Genomic DNA, 19,517 nt, shown 5'->3' with positions numbered 1-19,517 from the left:
TCCCAGAGAATCACCCCGCCCCCTGGGGGACCCTAGGGACGGACCCTAGTCTGGTCACCGACGTGTCTCGGGCTGATGCGCCCGCAGCGACTCCGCCAGCTGGCGACGGGACGATATGCCCAGCTTTGCGTAAATGTTCGACAGGTGGTACTCCACGGTCTTCTGGCTGATATAGAGCTCTGCCGCGGCCTCCTGGTTCGTCCGCCCGCCGGCGACGAGGTGTGCCACGGACAGCTCCCGCTCGGTCAGGGCCAGCACGCGGCTGCGGGCCTGTGCGGGGGCGCTGAGCCCGATCGCCGCCAGGTCCGCGTCGCAGCGCTCCAGAAACGGTGCGGCCCGCAGTGCGCTGAACCGGTCGTGGGCCGACTTGAACCATTTCGCGGCCTCGCGGCGGGAGCCGGAACTGGTCGCCACCAGAAGCCTGCCGTAGCCGTGCTCCAGCATCGCGCGGAACAGGGGAGCGGTGTCACCGCCCTCATCCGGTGTCCCGGTGACGGCGTGCGCGTAGATCGCCAGCGCGTCTCGCGGCCGGCCCTGGGCTTCGGCCAGCCGGCCGCTGAGCCGGGCCAGGACGACCCGCATGTACCCGGTGCCGTCGTAGCCCGCTCGGAGGTCGTCCAGCGCGAGGGCCGCGGTGACCAGTTGTCCGGTTCCGGTCAGCGCTTCGACCAGGAGCGACTGCTGCCACAGCCAGAAGGGCTTGAACCGCAGGCGGATCCTCTCGTCTCCGCCTGCGGCCGCGCGGTCGATCAACGGCTCCAGCGACCTCAGCATGGCCGTGTGGTCGGCCCGTGCCTGCGCCAGCATCGCCTGGGCCAGCGCGGCATAGACGGTCTCCGTCGGCGGCGACCCCAGTGTCTCGGTGACCCGGCACAGGGTGTCGGCATGCCCCTGCGCGGCCTCCCACTGTCCCCGGCCGGCCTTGACGCACACGGCCGCGAACCAGGCGGCCGCGTCACCGAAGACATGGTCCTGGATCGCGGCGATCGCGAGCGCCCGATCCGTCGCGGACTCGCTGGCGTTCCAGTCGCCCGCCAGATATTCCAGGACCGCCAGCAGCGACAACGACAGATGGCCGAGTTTCGACCCTGCGCCTTGCTGATCGCGCCGCGCCACCGTCGCCAGATCGGTGCGCGCCGCGGGGAGCCGGCCCAGGAACAGATGCATGACTCCGCGGGTGGCCAGCGTGTCGAGTTGGTGGTCCGCCGCCTCGGCGGCCACGGCGGGCAGGTGCGCCACGTCCAGCAACGCGGCGCGCGGCCCCTGGTCCCACATTCGGCCGGTCGCGAGTACCGCCCGGGTCAGGTCGGACGTGGCGGGGTCGAGGTCGCCGGTGGCCAGTGTCTTGCCGGCGATGTCCACGGTCTCGGCGCCGCGGCCGTGCCGGATCGTGACGACGGTCAGGAACGTCCCCGCCAGGACGGCTGTCCAGTCCGAATCAGGGTCGGCGAGCGCCTCGTGCCAGGCCTCGGTGAGCCGGGCCTCGGCGGCGACGAATCGGCCGTCCAGCAGGTCCATGACACCGAGGACGCAGGTGCGCAGGGCTCCCGGCGCGCAGTCCTCGACCTGCGGTCTCAGCTTCACGGCGGCCACCGGCCGCATGGTGAGCAGCGACTGGGCGCAGGCGGTCAGCAGACGCCGTTCCCGGTCCGCGCGGTCGTCGGACAGCGACGAAGCCCACAGCAGGCGCGTGGCCGCCAGGGCGTTGTGGCCGATGACGGCCTCGGCATGCGCGGACTGCTCCAACTCCGCGGCCAGGGCGGGATCGGTGGACGTGGCCGCGGCGACCCGGTGAGCCCAGGCCGCGGCCGTGCCGACCGCGCCGGCGGCGGCAGCATGCAGGGTACGGCGGCGTTCCGGGGCGATGGCGTCGTAGACGGCGTCCCGTTGAAGAGCGTGCACGAGGGCGACAGGGCTCTGGGATTCGGTGGGCCACCATCGCGCGAGCCCGGCCGTCAGCGCTGGTCCGAGTGCGCGGGCCGGGTCGGGGAGCGCGGCGATCTGCGCGACGGTCACGAGGGGAAGCCGGGTGTCCAGCACCGCCATCGCTTCGAGGAGGGCCACGGAATCCGGGGGGAGGTGGTCCAGCAGGGACTCGATGCCGACCCGGAGCGTGCGGGCGATCGGCCACCGCTCCGCCGCCTCGTCCTGGAGCGTCGGGACCGGCACCTCGGCCAGAACTGTCCGGAGGTAGAGAGGATGACCTTCCGTGTAGCTGTGCAGACGCTCGACAAGTCCCGGCGCCGGACGCACATCGAGCAACCGCCGGACCATCTGCGCCACGTCGTCCTCGTCGAGCCCGCCGATCTCGACCCTCACTGCCCGATCCAGGGACCGGACCAGCCTGTCGAGGGTCTCGAGGGTGCGCTCCGCGTCCGACCGGGTCAGCAGCACGGTCAGCACCCGGTCCGCCCAGAGCCGGCGGAGCGCGAATCCCAACACCTGCAGCGACAGCGGATCGGCCCAGTGGACGTCGTCGACGACGACGGCGACCGGGCCCCGGGACTCCTGCAGCGCGCCGAGCAGCAGCAGTAACTGGCCGCCGATGGCGTGCGGCGACACCCCGGCCGCGCTGTCCTGCGCCAGCAACGGGAACTCGGCGAGCACGTCGCGGTCCACTCGCCGCATCAGTTGGCTGACCACACCGCCGGGGAGGTCGGTCTCCGACGGATCGCCGGTCGCCCACAGGACCGTGAAGTCCCGCAGTGAGGCCGCCATCCGGCGCGCGAGAGCGCTCTTGCCGATACCGGCCTCACCCTCGACTACCGCCAGCCATGCCTCGCCGTCGCGCACCTTGGCCGCACACGCCGCGAGCTGGTCGGATTCGCGGAGGCGACCAACGAACACCTCGCCGTGGCCGTCCGCGGTCGCATCCGCCGAGCTGAAGGCCCCACTCATGGTTCGGTCTCCCAAGGATGGTCGGCCGGTGGGGCGGCGCGGGTGCGAGCGAGATCATACTAATGATGATTCGCCCTGCTGGGTCGGTGACCATGCGACCGGACCGCCGACGCTCGTGGCGGCGCCGACGGGAGGCCTTGTTTCAAGCCGACGGCCGCGGCGGATCCGGCAGACTTCCGAGGGCTGTAGACGGGCCGGACGGTCAGGTCTGCGGGCCGATCGGACGTCCAGTTCGAGGATCGTCCTCGGGAATGAAGCTTCCTTCTTGATCGCGGCGCCTGTAACTGCTGCGTACCACCCTGAGTAGCGGAGTACGTGCCGCAGTGCTGCTTGGGGGACGCTGAAGGCGTTGGCGGGCCGGGCGCTTCCTCGTGTGGCCTTGGAGCGGGCGGATCGCTAGGCCGGAAGGAACGGCTGACCTCGGGCGCTCGCCGAAGGGCCGACCGACGCCGGCACTGTGCAAACTTGGTGTGAGGGGCCGACGGGACCGGGTAACGTCTTTGTCATGTTCTTCCAGACGCTGATTTATGAGTGAGAGCGTGATGGGCCCCCGCTGACGCCCTCCGACGTCGCCGTGCCCGTCCCCCACCGATGAATCCGTAAATCATTCACATCATCCGGGAGAACCCGTGAGCAAGAACATCAACAACCCTGTGGGCATGGGCGGCGGCCAGCGCAAGAAGCTGTCCCGCGCCGAACGGCAGAACAACGGTCCGCACCGCAACCTCGACCGTCAGGGTGCCGCCGACCAGAAGGCGGAGCTGGTGCGCAAGATGCGCGAGAAGGCAGCCGCAGCCGAGGACTCCGGGCAGACGAGCGACGACACCGCACGGGGCTGACGCACCGCCGCCGCAGGGCGGCACCGCCGGGCCCTCAGCCGACCATCCGGGGGAGCCGCAGACGCAGCAGCCCTGTCAGTGAGCGGACACCGCAGCGTCGCGGTCCTGACAAGTACCGACTTCGGCGGCGAGCAGAAGGCGGCCGCGGGAGTGAACAAGGCTCCCGTCGAGAGGGCGACCCGTCAGACGCGGGGGAAGCAGCAGCACAGCAGGGGCCTCGTGTCCTGGCGGCCCTTAGTTCATCACGGCCGACCACCACCTGTGCTCGGGGCGGCGGTCAGGTCCTCGACGCCGATCCAGCGCCGCATCACGGAGATCAGCTCATCCGCGTCGACAGGCTTGGCGACGTAGGCGGAGGCTCCGGACTCCAGGGCCTTTTCGCGGTCGTACTTCAGAGCCTTCGCGGTGAGCGCGATGATGGGAAGGCTTGCGCACCTCCGTATTGCACGGACGGTCGCCGTCGCGCTACGGCGAAGGGGGCCGCTGTGGGGAGCGGAGTACGAGCAGGGTGATCTCGCTGGGGGCGAAGACGCGGAACGGCGGACCCCAGAAGCCGGTGCCACGGCTGGTGTAGAGGAGGGTGCGGGCGCCGTGGCGGCTGAGGCCGGCGAGGGCGGGCTGGTCGATGCGGACCAGGTGGTGGAAGGGCCAGATCTGGCCGCCGTGGGTGTGGCCGGAGAGCTGCAGGTCGATGCCCTCGGCTGCCGCACGGTCGACGAACTTGGGCTGATGGGCCAGGAGCAGGACGGGCAGGCCGGGGTCGGCGCCGTTCAGGGCGCCGGCGAGGTGGGCGCGGTGGCCGGCCAGGCCGGAGGACTCGGCGGTGACGTCGTCCACGCCGGCGACCACGAGGGTGTCGCCGCCGCGTTCGAGCAGCAGGTGGCGGTTGCGCAGCGGCTCCCAGCCCAGCTCGTCCATCAGGTCGACCCAGCCCTGGGCCTCGCTGTAGTACTCGTGGTTGCCGGTGACGTAGACCCGGGCCCGCGTGGCCCGCACGGTGCCCAGTGGGGCGGCCTGGGCGCGGCGGCGTTCGGCCGTGCCGTCCGCGATGTCGCCGGTGTGGCAGACGAGGTCGGCCTCCAGGGTGTTCACCGTCTCGCAGACCCGTGCCGACCAGCGGGCGCGGTCGAGCGGGCCGTAATGGGTGTCGGTGATCAGGACGACGCGAGTACCGTCCAACCCGGCTCCCAGGCGCGGGAGTTGTACATCGAGCCGGCGCACCCGTGGCACTCGGCGGGCCTCGGCGTACCCCCAGGCGAGCAGCACGGCGGCTACGCCGAGGACCGCCCAGGTGACGATCCGGGCCCGGTCCTGGCCCTCGCCGGGGCCGACCACGGTCAGGGCGAGCCGCAGCAGGACGCCGAGCAGCACGGACCAGACGAACAGGACCCAGCTGATGCCCAGCAGACAGTCCCCGACGATCGCCGCCCAGTCCTGCTGCCGCTTGCCGTGGCCGCGCATCATCGCGAGTGGCATGCCGATCAGGCCGACGACGAACAGGGCGGTGCCGCCCAGTGCGACGGGGAGCGGCCAGTGCTGGCCGGTGTGGAGCAGCACCCAACAGGGCACGGCCCACAGCAGGACGGGGGCGATCAAGGGGATGTAGCGCATGAGGCGGCGCAGTCGGCTCTGCTGAGTCGCGTGCGCTGTCCTGTCAGCGGGCTGGGTCTCGCCGATGTCGGTCACGCTTCCCCCTTAAGCAAATAGGCTGCCGTCGCGCGCACTGTATCCGGTCGTCCCATGGTCGGTCGGACGGTGCCCTGCCAGGCGACGGGGTTGTCGGCGCAGACCGGCGCCGGGGAGCCGCACTTGCTCACGACTTGCTCACGCAGACAGCGATCCGGGCCCCGCACGCGGAGGGATCGTCGGTGCAATGACCCATCCGTACTCACTGGGGTCCCGCGTATCCCGCTCGCTGACACACGGCGTGGCGAAGTAGGGACTCCGGATCGTCGGCCTGGCCCGACCTGCCTCAAGTTCAGTGGCTCACGGCGCGAGGGCTGCCGACCCGGCGACCTGGAGACAACATCATGAGGTGTCGGCAGGAATTGACCGGTGGGGCGTCCGGGGACGAGTACGCCGCGCGCTTCGCGGCACTGGCCCGTAGCGGGAAGGAAGGACGTGCACGGCGAGGCGGCGTTCTGCGGGGCTCCGGTGTCTGCCGGGGCCCGTGTGCTGGACGCGGGCTGCGGTACCGGGCGGGTCATGATCCGGCTGGCGGAGCTGGGGTACGACTGTGTGGGGATCGATCTGGATGCCTCGATGCTGGACGTGGCGCGGGCGCAGGCGCCTCAACTGCCCTGGTTCCAGGCCGGTCTCGCCGGGTTCGATCCGGCCCTGCTCGGTATCGCCGCGGACTTCGATCTCGTGGTGGCCGCCGGGAACGTCCTGGCGCTGCTCACCCCTGGGACGGAGGCCACGATGGTGGTCGTCCTGTCGGTCGGCCTCTCCAGATCCCGTCCGAGCCGACCACGGTCTGTCCGGCCGTCGGCACGGCCATCGGCCCCGACGTGATGCTCGACCTGCGCGGCTCCGACCAGTCTGTCACGATCCGCTCCGCCGACCGCGGTGATCTCGCCACCTTGGCGATGCCCTCGAGCCCGACCACTCCGCCTGAGTACGACGAGGACCGCACCCATGACCGCCCCCCACCAGCCCCGACCGCATCATGGACGTCATCAGCCAAACCGTCACCGAAGGACGAGCCCGCGACGCCCCTTTCGCCCGCCCAGAAGCTTCTGCATCTCTGGCCCGTGATCGTGCAGGCCGGTCGCCGGATACGTGCGCGGGGGAACAAATGCGCTGCTGCGCAGACACGCTGACAGGGCATCAGCACATGCGTATGGTTGAAAGCGGGTGCAGGCAGGGGGTCCCGGGTCCGCCCCACCGAACTAGCGGGTTTGATCCTGTAACCGGGGGGCTCGTTGCAGATCGTCGGGAATCACGCGCACCTCTCCAGCGGCGACATCCGCCGTCTCATCGGATGCGTCGCCGCACTGTCGGGCTCCGATCCCGAGGACGAACCTGTGGCGCGCCTGCTTCCCGGCGGCTACACCGGATCTCTTGTGGCCCTTGTGTGGACCGGACACCTTGACCCACTCGTGCTGAAGGCCGGACCGCGCGAGCAGATGGTCGCCGAACACGAGAACCGGGCGGGGTACACGGGTGGCGACCCATGGCTGACCGAGCACGGACTCGACGAGGCGTTCGGGCCGGTCGAGGTGGAGATCGAGGCCCGGTCGGAACTGTGGTCCGCGGTGGTGTACCCGTATGTCGGCGGGAAGACGTTCGCGGAGATCAGCAACTTCGGTGACTTCGCCGAGCTCATCTCGACCTACCTCTGGAGCCTCAACCGGGACGAGTCCCCGTCCGAGCCGACGTTGCGCGAGTGTCTGCGCATCGTCGCACTGAATCTGGCCGCGAGTACGAGCGTCCGCGAGTCGAAGACCGCTCAGCCCCTGCTGAAGTATCTGCCGCCCCTGCGATGGGACATGGGGATACTCGCCGCTCTCAACACGGCGCGTTCCTTCTGCCCCGACCTGCCGGAACTCGCCGGATTCCGCGAGTGGTGGGAGGAGAGCATCACGTCGATCCGGGTCGCTCCCGTGCACGACGACCGACTCCTGCACGGGGACGTGCGGTTCGCCAACGTCCTGGTGGACTCCGTCCATTCGGAAGTCCACTTCATCGACTACGGCAACGGGCGCCGCGGCCACGTGTTCGAGGACTTCGCCCGCTTCGAGATCGATCTGCTCTTCCGAACCACCCCGAGGATCGACGGCGATCAGGCTCTGGACCACACGAAGCTGCTCGAAGCGGCTGCGCATCTGCTGCGGGACGAGGTCAGCCTCGGTGAAGGGTCGAGGCTCGGAAACAACCGTCAGAACAAGTGCATCACCCAGTGGCGCCAGGTGATGTACCAGGCTCTGCCTCAGATGGCACTGCCCGGGGCCATGATGATGTACCGCTGGTTCCTCCTGAGGGAGTGCCTCAAGCGGACGCGGTGGACAGCCGGCGCGGCCATGGGGCACGACGAGCCGGACGCGGCGTCCCTGATCTACCTCATCTGTGCCCTTCGCCGACGTCTGTCCGGGGCCGGGGAGTCACGTACGCGTATATCGACCGCCCCGCAGGTGCTCGCCTCCGCGCTGCGGTGCCGGGCGGCGTTCGTCCCGACCCGCGGATCGGAGCGCGTGGTGAACCAACAGCGGAACGCCGCGAAGAAGGCCGCGCTGGAGGATGCTGCCGCCCGCATCTCGACCATTCGGCTGCTCGCCGAGACCGGGCAGTCGTACCTCTCGCCACGGGGCCAGTTCAACGGAGAGATCCGGGATCTCCTCGCTGCTGGAGGCGGTCTCCAGGTCGCCGTCTGCAGCCCCCACATGCCGGAGTACTTCGGCCTCTCCATGTCCTACGCGGAGCACGACGACGGCCCCTATGTGCCCAACCCCGGCCTGGTCAGGAAGACCGAGGAGAGCCTGGGCGGATTCGATCTCCTTCGGGAGGAGTTCGGCTCGCTCATCGAGCTGCGCCTGTGCCGCTTCGCGGTGGGCGCCACTCTGCTCATCACGGAGGAGACGTCGTTCTACGAGCCCTACTTCAGGACCCCGCGCAGCAAGCGACAGAAGCTGCTCTTCGACTCGTTCGAGTTGCAGTTTGACGCCTCCGGGCTCCACAGCAGGAGCCTGATCGAGGAGACGTTCGCCTTCCACTGGAGACATTCGGACCCTGTGGACGAGACCAGGACGAAGGAGGGCGGCTACGAAGCCCTGCGCGTGGTGTTCCTGGAGCTGTGGCGATGACTCGGGCCTCCGCGCGAACCCCGGTTTCCCTGCCGCCGCTCATCGCCGAGCACGACACCTGGATCACCCTTGATCCGGTGGTCGGCTGTCCCGCGGACTGCGCCTATTGCTACCTGGGCGCCGTTGGCCTGCGCGCCACCAAACCTTTCGCCCGCGTCTCCCCGCGGGAGTTGGCCGACATGGTCCGCCGGTATCTGTACGGCCGCCGTGCCGAGGTGATCGACCCGCTGGATGACCTCACGCCGCTGTGCCTCGGGAACCACACCGACATGCTGATGAGCCCGGAGAATCGCAGGGCGACGGTTGAGGTTCTCCGGGAGCTGTCGCGGCGCGTTCCGCCACGAACGATGGTTCTCATCACCAAGGCGGTTCTGCGAGAGGACATCGTCGCCGAGATCGACGCCATTGGCTGGCCCGTGGTGTGGTTCTTCAGTCAATCGCTCGCCCACGCTTCCGGGATCCCTCTGGAAGCGGGCCGGACCGCGGACTTGGAGGGGACGCTGGCCAACGCCCGGATGGTGAGCGCATCGAAGAACCAGCACGCTGTCCACTTCTGGCGGCCGTTCGTGCGCGAACTCCACCCGGACGCAACGGGTTTGGAGACGGTCGTCGAGGCCCTCCGTACGTCGGGCATGCGCTGTTCGGTCCTGAGCGGCCTGAGGCTCGGGCCGGGCGTGCCGCAGGACGACGTGCGGCTGCGGACGCATCTGGCGGCGACGATGCGGGCCGGAGAAGGTGTGACGGAGGTCTTTGACCGGGAGCGCTGGGGCCAGCTGGTTCGCTTCGGACGAAGGGCGGAGTACCCGCTCTACCGGCACAGTTCCTGCGCCCTGGCCCTGGTCCGCTCCACGCGGGAGCAGTTGGGGACATGGAACACCACCGTTTTCGCCGATCGGTGCACCCCGTGTTCGTGCCCGGCGGGGCAGCGCCGGCTGTGTGCGGGGAGCACACCTCCGGTGGGCGGCCTGCTGGATGATCCATCTGAGCTAGAGGCAAGAATCGCGCGATTTCTGGAGATCGATCACGACCATCTTCTGGTCGACGAGGCGAGGAAGCAGCTCCATGTCGATGCCGCGGTATCGGAATTCGACTACCACACGATGCTGCACGCCCTGCGGGGTCGGTACGTGGTCGTCGCTCGCTCGATCGTATGGCGGCGGGCCTGGGAGAGCGGGTGGCCCGCGGCAGCCAGGCGGCACGCGCAGGACGGCTCGGGAAATCCCTTCGAAAGTATGGTGCCCTGATGAATGAGCTCATTACGGGAGGCAGTGCCCCTCTATGGAGGGGCACTGATTCGCGTGTCGGACGGCTCCGTCGGATCACCGGCTTCATCACCGTGTACGGAGAGGAGGATGATCCGCGGCTCGCGGTGTTCGCCCGCCTGTGGCACGTCGAACGCGTGGCTCTGGCAGCCCGGATGATGTGCGGCATCACCGGCGCGGAAGAGGTCGAACGGGTCGAGAGGCTGGTCTGGCTGCATGACCTGAACAGGTGGCCCTTCGCCCACAACGCGGAACGGGGCAACTTCGATCAGGCCGCCAATGTGGCCAACTACTTTGCCGACGACCACGGGCTTGACCGGCGCGACGTGCGTGACCTGCGGGGCATCCACGAGAAGGCCGCGTCGGTCCTGTCGTGCGAGGGCAGGACCGTCCTCCTGGCCGATGCCCTCACCGGAGCGATCGAGGACATCCTCTTCGCTGTGACGGGACTGAATCTGCACCCCCGGGTCATCCCCGCGGACGTCGAGGAACGGCTGGAGCTCTCTTTGCGCGAGAGCCAGTGGTACGGCCTGTGCGAGGGGATGGCGCGGAAGTTCCACAGTAAGGGTGAGCCTCGGGTCGCCGAGTACCAGGAGGATTTCCGGTACGTTTTCGGCGCGCTGCTGAAGGAATTCCTCGATCGCCATGGCGCGAGCGTCCTGGCGTCGGACAGCACTCGTCTGCTGGGGATCACCAGGTACGTCCGGGAGAGGTTCATCGCACCGGTGGTCTTTCCGCTGAACAATGAGAAGGTCTGCCATTCCTCGTGGCTCAGGAACGAGGTCGTCCCCTGGTACCTCCGACACGTGGAAAACGCCCGGCAGCGACTGCTGGAGATCGACGAGTACGAGTTCGTGTCGGACGTTCTGGCACGGGATTCGCCCTTCGAGGCCTCACAGTTCGTAGCGGACATCGAATACGTGTCCCGGGAGGAACCGGGGTCGGCGTTCGTCTGCTGAGAGCGTGCCGGCCCGTCACGGGCCGTTCGGGGCGATCGGTGGCCGGATGCCATCTCCGCCAAGGCGATCAGGCTGCGCCCGGCGCGGCGCTGCCTCCGCCCCAGCCATGTGAAGACGACCGCGGCCATCGTGGTGAAGGCAGCCAGTCGGAGGCGCTCACCCGGCGATTCGGCGCCGGGTGAGCGTCAGCCCGAAGCTGCGCCATTGTGGGGCTGCGCCATTGAGGATGTGCGGCTCAGGTCAGTCAGTTCACGGTGAAGTAGTCGTCGTACGACGCCAGTTGGACTCCAGAGCGTGTCGTCGCGCAGACCGCTCCCTGTAGAGAGCGCCCAGGTTGAACCAGAAGACGAGCTGGACGATCATCGGGATGGAGCGGAAGACCCAGATGTAGGTCCGGGCGCGTCCGCGGAACAGGGCCGTGCGAGAGCCGCATGAACGCGAGCACCGTGCCGAGCGAGAATCCCAACGGAGTCGCGTACAGGGTGAGTTGCAAGGTGGCACCGGCCGCGTTGGCGATCGCTTCGGACAACAGGTACGAGGTGAAGACGCGCCATTCCCGGACCGGGTTCGCGAGCAGGCCGTACGTGAACTGTGCGGTGAGCGCCAGAACAGCGAGAGAGGCGACTCAGCGGGTGTAGTGCCGAGCGCGTACTACGTGGAGCGTTTCTGGGGCGGTACAGGGCCCATGAGCGGTGTCGTCGACATCGCACTTCTGGGACTCAACTCCCTTTGGCGGGAGGTCGGTTCGGCGCGCCATGACGTACTCCTTGTCCGTTGCTACGAGTGCGGGAGTGGTCGGCGTTCCCCGGCCCGTCGTTCGTCCGGCGTCGCGAGGAGATGTTCTCGGCGGTCGCCGGGAGAGGACCGCACAGATGTACGCGGTCGCCTCAGGCCCGGGCTCCGGCCGTTGCGGACCATGTCGCCAGGCACGCGGCCAGGACGGCGGCGAGGGGGAGTAGAGCAGCAGGGCCGGTGTGCCGAGCGCGTCGGCCGGTGCGGCCCCGCCGCAGGAGCCCGCGGCGAATCCGATGGTGGTCATGCTGTTGGCCCAGCCCGGGACCTCATGGTCGACGCCCGGCGGTGCCGCCGCTCCGAGGACAGTGAAGAAGCGGGCGAAGACCGAACCGATGGCGAGACCGGCCGGAACGCTGACCGCAGCCACTGCCACCGGGCCCAAGAACATGGCCGTGCCGACCGCGCACATGCCGACGGCGAGCAGCACGAGCAGCACGAGCGGGATCGGCAGCCGGGTGACGCAGGAGCCGGGCAGCCTGCCGAGGACCGGCGCGCCGATGATGCTGCCCACGGAAAGCCCCGCCAGAAGCCAGCCGCTGTACTGCGGGCGGACACCGTGCGTGTCCGTGACGGCGGGTGACGCACAGGGCTCGGCACGGAGAGGATGGTGTGGTGCCGGCGAACGGCTCTGTGTGGCGTCGGTGCTAGCGTCCTTCCATGGGGGAACACCAGAGCGAGACCAGCGCGGCCTACGACGACGTCGTCGGGCTGTATGCGTCGATGTTCGCCAACCGGTTGGAGACGCAGCCGTTCGCGCGGAACATGCTCGGCACCTTCGCCGAGCTGGTGCGTGGGACCGGGAACCTGCGGGCGGCCGACGTCGGGTGCGGGCCCGGACATCTGACGGCCCTGCTGCACGACTTGGGTTTGGACGCCTTCGGCCTCGACCTCTCCTCGGGCATGGTCGACCATGCCCGGCGCGCCCATCCGGCGCTGCGGTTCCACGTAGGGAGCATGGAGGCGCTGCCGGTCGAGGACGGCGCGCTCGGCGGAGTGCTGGCCCACTACTCGATGATCCATACTCCGCCTGCGGAAGTGCCCGCGTTGCTCGCCGAGTTGGTGCGTGTCCTGATGCCGGGCGGCCTGCTTATGGTGTCGTTCTTCGGGACCGAGGGAGCGGAGCCGGTTCGCTTCGATCACAAGGTGGCGCCCGCCTACAGCTGGCCGGTGGATCAGCTTGCACAGTTGCTGGCCCGGGCCGGGCTCGTCACGGTTGCCCGGCTGCTCCACGACCCGGCCTCCGAGCGAGGCTTCCTCGACGCCCACGTGCTGGCCCGCCGCCCCTGAGGTCAGCGCTGATGCGATATCGGTGTGGTGCCCAGCCCAAGGCGGTGCGGTCCCCGCCCCGACGCCCTTCCGCGAGAGACTCGTCCGGCGCGACCCGGTGTCGCGGCTGTTGGGCTCCCCAGTCCGGTGGCGTGGAGCGTCCGCACCCGATGCGCGCCGAACTGGAGCCACTACCGTGCCCGTACGACGAGGTCGCCGACGCCTACCGTTGGGCGCGACCATCGGTCCGCCCGGCACCGCCGAATCCCGACACCCGAATCCGTACTCCAGCAGAGGGACGCACCGCCGTGCCGCATGAGAAGGACCACCAGAGAGAACTCTTCACCCGGCAGTCCCGCGTACGGGGAATGATGCTGGGCCTGGCGCTCGGGGAGACGGTGGGAGGGAGCCGGGGCAGCTTGTCGGCTGGGGGGCCGCTGCGGGCCGGTGTCAGTACACAGCTGGCCTGCTTCACCGCCGAGGGGGTCATCCGCGCGCAGGTGCGGGGGCACCACAGGGGGGTCTGCTACGCGCCGGGCGTGGTCCTGCACTCCTACTGCAGGTGGGCTCACCTGCAGGGCATCGAGCGGGAGAGGATGCAGCGCCGCTGGAATATGTACGGCACCTCGGTGTGGCCGGACGGCTGGCTCGCGGACGTGCCCGCTCTGGCCGAGCGGCGTGGCAGCGCACCGGCGACGGTGGCGGCCCTGTCCCGGGTGGAGAAGGGCGTGGACCTGACAGCCACTGCGAGCCGGGGCTGTCACGCGCTGACCCGGAGCCTTCCCGTCGCGGTCGCCGGACAGGGAGGGATCTTCCAGGCCGGCGCGCTGGCCGGACTCACGCACGGCGATCCGGCCGCGCAGGCCGCCACCGTCCACGCGACCGTGCTGGCGCACCACTGCCTGACCCACCCTCTTCCGGAAGGCACCACCCCGTACAACCTGTCCACCCGGTCCGGTGAGTCCGTCCGCAACGCGCTGCACGCCGGCATCACCGCGCTGCCCTCCATCGGCGGGCCCCTCACGGACGACGAACACAGCCGTCTGGCAGCGGCGTTGCGGCATGCGGTCGACGAGCCGGCGGACGCGGGACGCCTGGCGCGACTGGCGCCGGACGCCACCGCGCCCTCGGCCCTGCTGGGAGGCATCTACACAGCGGCCGCGTTCCCCGACCGCGCCGACTTCCGGGCCGCGCTGGAGTTCGCGGCGGGCGCCCCCGACGGCGAGTCGGTCGCCTGCGTCGCCGGTGCGCTTCTCGGAGCGGTCCACGGCGTCGAGGCACTGCCGGTCGACCTGGTCGCCCGACATGAACTGGCCTGGGTCTTGGACACCCTGGCCCGCGACCTGGTGCTGGAATTCGACGACTCGCCCAGCGGCAGCGAGTACGTCCAAGGCTGGGACCCGAGCTGGTGGAACCGCTATCCCGGCTGGTGACGCCCCCCGACTCTGCGCCTGGTGGTCGGGCGCGTTCGGATTCGAGCGCCGCGACCAGCACGCTGTCCAGGTCGGCGCCTGCGAAGTGGACGCACACGGCGGCGTCCAGGGTGCTCCCGTCTGTACTCGGGCGGCTGGCGGCGCGGCCCACTTGCCGCGGCCTCGTCCGTGGACCTACGCGGAGGGGTCGTAGCGGAGACCGCTCACCCAGTGACTCAAGGACACCACCAGCCGTCGACTGCCGCTCCCGACGTCGCCTGTGTCGGGGCCAGCCGACGGTGGAGTCCGACCTCGGGTACAGCACTCGATTGCGCAGAACTCGCTTGCGTACGACCACCGCGGCACCGTCACCCTTGCAACCCGTGATCAGCGCTGGTCGGGCGATCCGGACGACGGCATGGACTCGTTGATCGGTACGACGTTGAAGTACTCCTCGATGCGGTCGATGAGGCCGCGGTCGAACCGGAAGCACACCTGTCCGCCATTCCATTCCTGTACCGGCCCTCGTCTGTCCGAGGCCTTCGCCAGGAAGGTGGGCGTTCACACTGGTGTGAAGGGCAAGTCAGCTGTTGCCGGTCACCGCGTTCAGCACGGCTTCCAGGCCCGTCGGCTTGGCATGCAGTTCCTTCGCCTCTACGGAGAGTTGGGCGTGCCGCGTACGCAGAAGAGCCTCGATCCGGGGCGCGGAGGCGGGGAGTTTCCACTCCTGGACCACCGTATGGATCAGGTCGCTGGGCAGGCCCACGCCGTACAGACGCTGGATGGAGCCGACGCAGTCGGCGTCTCTGGCCTCCGGCGATGCCTCGCAGAGTTGCGCGCCTGGATGGCGGTTGTCAGCCCGGGGTGTGACTGCAGTTCCTCCTGGACTGCCTGGACTGCCTGGGTGACGCCGATGCCGACTGCGGCCGCCCCGTGCCCGGTTCACCCGTGTGAGGAAGACTCGGTCGCGGCGTCGGCGTAGTGGCGGGCCAAGTGGGCGAAGGCGTCTTTGAGTTCTGCGGGGCCGACGACTTCGATGTCGGCGTCGAACCTGCCGAGGGTGGCGGCGAGGGCAGGCCATGACCACGAGCCCAGAATGAGTCGGCAGTGGTGCGGCCCGCGTTCCTCGACGACTCCGTCGTGGACGTACGGGGCCACGTGGGAGGCGGGCAGGTCGAGGAGCACCTCGCCGCGGCAGGGCCAGTCACCGGAGCGGTTCGCCCCCAGAAACCTGTCGGCGACGAAGGCGGCCACGTCGCCCCCGGGCAGTTCGCGCGGGGAGAAGCGCGGTCCGGTGGGGGAGCGCGGGGTGATCTGGTCGGCGCGGAAGGTGCGCCAGTCCTCGCGGTCGAGGTCCCAGGCGACGAGGTACCAGCGGCCGCCCCAGGTGATCAGGTGGTGGGGCTCCGCCCGGCGCGGTGGAGGCAAGTGTGCGCTGTCGTCGCCGGTGTCCCGCGCAGATGCGGAGGCGTAGTCGAAGCGCAGCGTCTCGCGGGCGTGGACGGCGGCGCCGAGGGTCATGAGCACGGTGCTGTCGACCTGCGGGGCCGGGCGGGGCCTGGGCCGTTCGACGGCGGTGACGTGGAGGGCGTCGATCCGGTGGCGCAGTCGGGCGGGCATGACCTGTCGGACGGTGTTCAGCGCGCGGGCCGCGGCTTCCTCGATGCCGGCGCCGCTGGTGGTGGCGATCCGGAGTGCGATGGCCAGGGCGACGGCCTGCTCGTCGTCGAACAACAACGGGGGCAGCTGCGTGCCCGCGCCGAGCCGGTATCCGCCGTCCGGGCCCTTGCTGGTCACGATGGGGTAGCCGAGTTCGCGCAGGCGGTCGACGTCGCGGCGCATGGTGCGCGGGCTGATGTCCAGCCGCTCGGCCAGCAGCGCCCCCGGCCAGTCCCGGCGCGTCTGGAGCAAGGAGAGCAGCGACAGCAGCCGCGCGGAAGTCTTCTGCATGGTCTCCATGGTGTCCCGAGAAGAGGTCACACCCTGACCGCTTCTGCTGGAACTGTGGTCACCGAACCGGGCCGGAGCCGGAGCCGGAGCCGGAGCCGATGCGCCTCACGGGGCCTGGGGCCGGGACGCGTGACCAGCGATCAGTGAGCAGTGACCATCCAAATCTGTGTTTACAAGAGGCGAGGAGCCCAACCATGTCCGTCAAGGCAGTGACCCACCTGAACTTCCGTGGCGACGCCCGCGCCGCACTGACCTTCTACCAGTCCGTCTTCGACGGGCACCTGGCCGTGGTCACCTACAAGGACGCCGGCAACATCCAGGACCCGGCGGAGGCGGAGCAGGTGATGTGGGGCCAGGTCGCCGCCGAGAACGGATTCCGGGTGATGGCCCATGACGTCCCAGCGAGCCAGCCGTGGGACCAGGGCGAGGACGCGTTCTTCCTTGCGCACTGGGCGGCGGAGCGGCGCGGGCTGGAGCGGTTCCGCACCGAGCAGCCGCCCTACTCGATCCTCAACCGTGCCATCGAGCGCGAGGTACTGCCGGTCTGCGAGCGCTACGGCATGGGCACGTTGGTGTGGAGCCCGCTGGCCATGGGCCCGCTCACCGGCCGCCACCGCAGAGGACGTCCGTCCGGCGCACACGCCGCACGCATGAAGTGGGTGCCCCAGCACCTGACCGACCAGCGCAAACTGGACGCCGTCGAGCAGCTCCTCGTACTCGCCGAGCAGGCCGGTCTGTCGCTGACCCACATGGCGATGGCGTTCGCCGCCACCCACCCCGGTGTCACCGCGGCCGTCATCGGCCCCCGCACCGTGGCACACCTCGACGACCTGCTCGCGGGTGCGACGGCCACACCCGACGACGAACTCCTCGACCGGATCGACACGATCGTCCCGCCGGGCACCGATGTCGGCCCGCTCGATGTCGCCCACGTGCCACCATCCCTCGCACAGTCGGCATTGCGGCGGCGTCAGGCCGGGGAACGGGCGGTGGTGAGCGCATGACCGTCCTGACCGACAGGGAACTGGGCCGCGCGACACTCGCCCGGCAACTGCTGCTCGAACCGGCCGACATGCCGGTAGAGGACGCCGTCGCTCACCTCGGCGGTCTGCAGGCACAGGAGCCGCAGGAACCGTTCATCGGACTCTGGTCGCGGCTGCGCGCTTTCGACCCGTCGCACCTTTCCGGTCTGCTGACCGGTCGGCGCGTGGTGCGCACCCATCTCATGCGCCGCACCATCCACCTCGTCACCGCTGACGACGCCCTGGCCTGGCGGTCCCGCCACGACGCCATGCTGCGCCAGCGGGTTCTGGGAACCTACCGCCACGAGCTCACCGGCGTCGATCTCGAAGAACTCGCCGCGGCGGGCCGGGAGTTGCTGGCCGACGCCGAGCCCCGCACCATGAGCGAGCTGGTGCGGGGCGTCGAAGGGCGGTGGCCGGCGGCGGGACGGCGCGCGCTGGGCGAGATGCTGATCGCCGCACTGGTCCCCGTGGTGCAGATCCCGCCACGCGGGCTGTGGCGCACCAAGGCCGGGGTGCGCAATGTACTGCTCTCCGCATGGCTCGGCCGTGAGATCGCCCCACCCGCCCAGGACGGCTCCGACCCGGTGGGCCAAGCCCTCGTACGGCGCTACCTGGCCGCGTACGGGCCCGCCACCTCGGCCGATCTGCGTGCCTGGAGCGGCCTGGCCGGGTTGCCCGCCGCGGTGGCCGCGGTGCGCGCGGAGTTGGCCGGCTTCCGCGACGAGCGTGGAAGGGAATTGCTGGACCTGCCGGACGCCCCGCGCCCCGGCCCCGACACCCCTGCCCCGGTGCGGTTCCTGCCGGCCTTCGACAGCGCGATCCTCGGCTACCGGTATCGCGGCAGGATCATCGACGACGCCCACCGCGGCCTGTCGGTCGCCGGTGAGCGCGTCGTCCTGGTCGACGGGCGCGTCGCCGCGACCTGGAACGTCGACCGGGACGCCACCGTCACCGTCACCCCGCTGCGCCGCCTCACCCCAGCCGAACGCTCCGAGGTCGCCGAACAAGGGCAGGCACTGGCCTCGTTCCTCTCGGACCAGGACAGCGATCGCGCCGAGATCGCAGGATTCCCCGACTGACCGCGTCCTGGGCCGTGTTCGCGAACCCCGCCCAGGCGTTGGGACGACTCGATGCCGTTGCGAGCACGGCGGTGCCGGATGCCGCGGGAGCTTCCGGAATCTGCCCTCCGCCCTTCGACGCGGGCTACGGCACAGAGCCCATGTGCACATCGGCGCAGCCGCGCACTTGTGCCTCATGGCCGGCGAAAGTACTGAGCGCCGACGTGGCGAACTCGGCGGAGTGGTGAGCGATTGGATAGGTGTCGGTGTCCCCGTCGAGGAGGTGGTAGAGCACGAACACGGCGGGCTGGGTCGACTGAGGGCACTGTGCGGTGGCCCAGGAGTAGTCCTTGTCGCTGTGTGTGGGGCCGTAACCCTTTTTGAGGTTGTCGCCCTCGCTCGCGAGGAAGTCCTCGGCGGCGGCGCCGTAGTAGGCGTACAGGCCGTATCCGGGCTTCTTGTCCGGCGTCGCGAGGTAGCAGTTCACCTGTGGGGTGTGCGCGTCCGCGGGGTACTCCATGGCTTCGGGCGCACCGTTGCGTGCTGCTGTCGGCGCGAGCTTTCGCAGTGCCGTGCATGAGCCCTGCGCCTGGTCCAGCGGTGTGGCGGTGTCGGGCGTGCCCAGCCGGGAGGTGGACACCTCGGTGAGCCGCTTGCCGGGCTTCACCTGGCAGCCGTGCTTCTCGGCAGCGTTCTGCGCGGTCTCGGTGGTCACCCGGGCGAGACCGGTCAGCGTCGCGTTGTTCGCCGTGCCGGTCAGATCTCCGTAGGCGACCAGGGCCTTCTTCTTCTCGTTCACGCAGTCCAGCGCGACCATGACCTGCCAGGCGCCCTGGCGCCGGGCGATGCCGGACCACCCGTTGCCCAGAGGCACGGCCTGCGCTCGCACTCCGTTGTAGTCCTTGTTGTACCAGGAGAGCTCTCCGGAGGAGGGAGTGGCACTGCTCCAGCGCAGCGTCAGCTCCACGGCGCCGGCCTGCGCTCCCGTCTTCGCGTTGCGGACGCGGCACGCGGCCAGGTGATCGCCGTCGCCCTCGGAGTCGGCGCTCAGGCTCGACGAACGCAGAGCCGCGTCGAGCCCGTCCTGAGACAGCGTGCCGTCACATGCCTGATCGAGGGATCGGTCATCGCTCCACTGATCGAACGTACCGGTGCTGTACAGCACCAGTGCCACGATCCCCAGCGACAGAACGAGTGCCAGCGCGTACCAGCCTGCACGCATACGTCGGATTCCGGAATTCATAGGTGTCG

At 69.8% G+C, this 19,517-nt stretch carries 15 protein-coding genes and 2 pseudogenes; 10 read left to right on the top strand and 7 right to left on the bottom strand.

Translation table 11 applies throughout. The features are described 5' to 3' along the window. Window positions 1-54 precede the first annotated feature (54 nt). Window positions 55-2,898, bottom strand: a complete 2,844-nt coding sequence (locus tag AB0J02_RS21995; protein WP_363195413.1) for an AAA family ATPase — start codon at window positions 2,896-2,898, stop codon at window positions 55-57. Between the two features lie 629 nt (window positions 2,899-3,527). On the opposite strand from AB0J02_RS21995, the gene AB0J02_RS21990 reads away from it, so the two are divergent. Continuing rightward, complete coding sequence (locus AB0J02_RS21990; protein ID WP_363195412.1) at window positions 3,528-3,737, top strand: DUF6243 family protein; 210 nt, start codon at window positions 3,528-3,530, stop codon at window positions 3,735-3,737. Window positions 3,738-3,979: 242 nt separating this feature from the next. Here the strand turns inward: AB0J02_RS21990 and AB0J02_RS21985 are convergent, their stop codons facing one another. Together AB0J02_RS21985 and AB0J02_RS21980 are read right to left on the bottom strand one after the other, a co-directional pair. Beyond that, complete coding sequence (locus tag AB0J02_RS21985) at window positions 3,980-4,300, bottom strand: response regulator (RefSeq protein ID WP_363195411.1); 321 nt, start codon at window positions 4,298-4,300, stop codon at window positions 3,980-3,982. Continuing rightward, window positions 4,203-5,423, bottom strand: coding sequence for a metallophosphoesterase (locus AB0J02_RS21980; protein ID WP_363195410.1), 1,221 nt, complete (start codon window positions 5,421-5,423; stop codon window positions 4,203-4,205). Before AB0J02_RS21980 ends, AB0J02_RS21985 begins: the two co-directional genes overlap by 98 nt. Window positions 5,424-5,767: 344 nt before the next feature. On the opposite strand from AB0J02_RS21980, the pseudogene AB0J02_RS21975 reads away from it, so the two are divergent. The 5 genes and pseudogenes from AB0J02_RS21975 to AB0J02_RS21955 form a co-directional block, all read left to right on the top strand. Beyond that, a pseudogene (locus tag AB0J02_RS21975) lies at window positions 5,768-6,176 on the top strand (class I SAM-dependent methyltransferase); the annotation flags it as partial. Further along, a pseudogene (locus tag AB0J02_RS21970) lies at window positions 6,176-6,340 on the top strand (MerR family transcriptional regulator); the annotation flags it as partial. The pseudogenes AB0J02_RS21975 and AB0J02_RS21970, both read left to right, overlap by 1 nt. Before the next feature lie 321 nt (window positions 6,341-6,661). Beyond that, the gene (locus AB0J02_RS21965; protein ID WP_363195409.1) at window positions 6,662-8,539 is read left to right on the top strand and encodes a phosphotransferase; all 1,878 of its coding nucleotides are present in this window, start codon (window positions 6,662-6,664) and stop codon (window positions 8,537-8,539) included. After that, entirely contained in the window at window positions 8,536-9,783 is a 1,248-nt protein-coding gene (locus AB0J02_RS21960; RefSeq protein ID WP_363195408.1) for a hypothetical protein, read from the top strand. Before AB0J02_RS21965 ends, AB0J02_RS21960 begins: the two co-directional genes overlap by 4 nt. Beyond that, window positions 9,783-10,760 carry a hypothetical protein gene (locus AB0J02_RS21955; protein ID WP_363195407.1) on the top strand — a complete coding sequence of 326 codons (978 nt, stop codon included), beginning with the start codon at window positions 9,783-9,785 and terminating at the stop codon, window positions 10,758-10,760. Before AB0J02_RS21960 ends, AB0J02_RS21955 begins: the two co-directional genes overlap by 1 nt. A 625-nt stretch (window positions 10,761-11,385) precedes the next feature. On the opposite strand, the gene AB0J02_RS21950 is transcribed toward AB0J02_RS21955, so the two are convergent. Further along, on the bottom strand, window positions 11,386-12,066 hold the full coding sequence (locus AB0J02_RS21950; protein WP_363195406.1) for a hypothetical protein: 681 nt from the start codon (window positions 12,064-12,066) through the stop codon (window positions 11,386-11,388). Window positions 12,067-12,212: 146 nt separating this feature from the next. Here AB0J02_RS21950 and AB0J02_RS21945 point away from each other — a divergent pair, with 146 nt between their 5' ends. Both AB0J02_RS21945 and AB0J02_RS21940 read left to right on the top strand, forming a co-directional pair. Further along, a complete protein-coding gene (locus tag AB0J02_RS21945) occupies window positions 12,213-12,842 on the top strand; it encodes a class I SAM-dependent methyltransferase (protein WP_363195405.1) in 630 nt (209 codons plus the stop codon). A 287-nt stretch (window positions 12,843-13,129) separates the two neighbouring features. Then, on the top strand, window positions 13,130-14,254 hold the full coding sequence (locus AB0J02_RS21940) for an ADP-ribosylglycohydrolase family protein (protein WP_363195404.1): 1,125 nt from the start codon (window positions 13,130-13,132) through the stop codon (window positions 14,252-14,254). A gap of 562 nt (window positions 14,255-14,816) precedes the next feature. On the opposite strand, the gene AB0J02_RS21935 is transcribed toward AB0J02_RS21940, so the two are convergent. Then, the gene (locus tag AB0J02_RS21935; RefSeq protein WP_363195403.1) at window positions 14,817-14,999 is read right to left on the bottom strand and encodes a hypothetical protein; all 183 of its coding nucleotides are present in this window, start codon (window positions 14,997-14,999) and stop codon (window positions 14,817-14,819) included. Window positions 15,000-15,175: 176 nt separating this feature from the next. Continuing rightward, complete coding sequence (locus AB0J02_RS21930; protein ID WP_363195402.1) at window positions 15,176-16,183, bottom strand: WYL domain-containing protein; 1,008 nt, start codon at window positions 16,181-16,183, stop codon at window positions 15,176-15,178. 194 nt (window positions 16,184-16,377) lie between these two features. Here AB0J02_RS21930 and AB0J02_RS21925 point away from each other — a divergent pair, with 194 nt between their 5' ends. Beyond that, a complete protein-coding gene (locus AB0J02_RS21925) occupies window positions 16,378-17,187 on the top strand; it encodes an aldo/keto reductase (RefSeq protein WP_363195401.1) in 810 nt (269 codons plus the stop codon). After that, on the top strand, window positions 17,184-18,287 hold the full coding sequence (locus AB0J02_RS21920) for a winged helix DNA-binding domain-containing protein (RefSeq protein WP_363195400.1): 1,104 nt from the start codon (window positions 17,184-17,186) through the stop codon (window positions 18,285-18,287). Before AB0J02_RS21925 ends, AB0J02_RS21920 begins: the two co-directional genes overlap by 4 nt. A 124-nt stretch (window positions 18,288-18,411) precedes the next feature. Here AB0J02_RS21920 and AB0J02_RS21915 read toward each other — a convergent pair whose 3' ends face one another. Then, window positions 18,412-19,488 carry a hypothetical protein gene (locus AB0J02_RS21915; RefSeq protein WP_363195399.1) on the bottom strand — a complete coding sequence of 359 codons (1,077 nt, stop codon included), beginning with the start codon at window positions 19,486-19,488 and terminating at the stop codon, window positions 18,412-18,414. Window positions 19,489-19,517 lie beyond the last annotated feature (29 nt).

The organism is Streptomyces sp. NPDC050264 (genome assembly GCF_040655895.1).
In the GTDB taxonomy this organism is placed as follows: Bacteria; Actinomycetota; Actinomycetes; order Streptomycetales; family Streptomycetaceae; genus Streptomyces.
This window is presented reverse-complemented; position numbering and strand designations above follow the sequence as displayed.

Bases quoted from the DNA above. Each gene is read 5' to 3' on its own strand.
- AB0J02_RS21995 (WP_363195413.1), bottom strand. From the start codon at position 2,898: ATGAGTGGGGCCTTCAGCTCGGCGGATGCGACCGCGGACGGCCACGGC.
- AB0J02_RS21920 (WP_363195400.1), top strand. From the start codon at position 17,184: ATGACCGTCCTGACCGACAGGGAACTGGGCCGCGCGACACTCGCCCGG.
- AB0J02_RS21930 (WP_363195402.1), bottom strand. From the start codon at position 16,183: ATGCAGAAGACTTCCGCGCGGCTGCTGTCGCTGCTCTCCTTGCTCCAG.
- AB0J02_RS21915 (WP_363195399.1), bottom strand. From the start codon at position 19,488: ATGCGTGCAGGCTGGTACGCGCTGGCACTCGTTCTGTCGCTGGGGATC.
- AB0J02_RS21960 (WP_363195408.1), top strand. From the start codon at position 8,536: ATGACTCGGGCCTCCGCGCGAACCCCGGTTTCCCTGCCGCCGCTCATC.
- AB0J02_RS21955 (WP_363195407.1), top strand. From the start codon at position 9,783: ATGAATGAGCTCATTACGGGAGGCAGTGCCCCTCTATGGAGGGGCACT.
- AB0J02_RS21945 (WP_363195405.1), top strand. From the start codon at position 12,213: ATGGGGGAACACCAGAGCGAGACCAGCGCGGCCTACGACGACGTCGTC.
- AB0J02_RS21925 (WP_363195401.1), top strand. From the start codon at position 16,378: ATGTCCGTCAAGGCAGTGACCCACCTGAACTTCCGTGGCGACGCCCGC.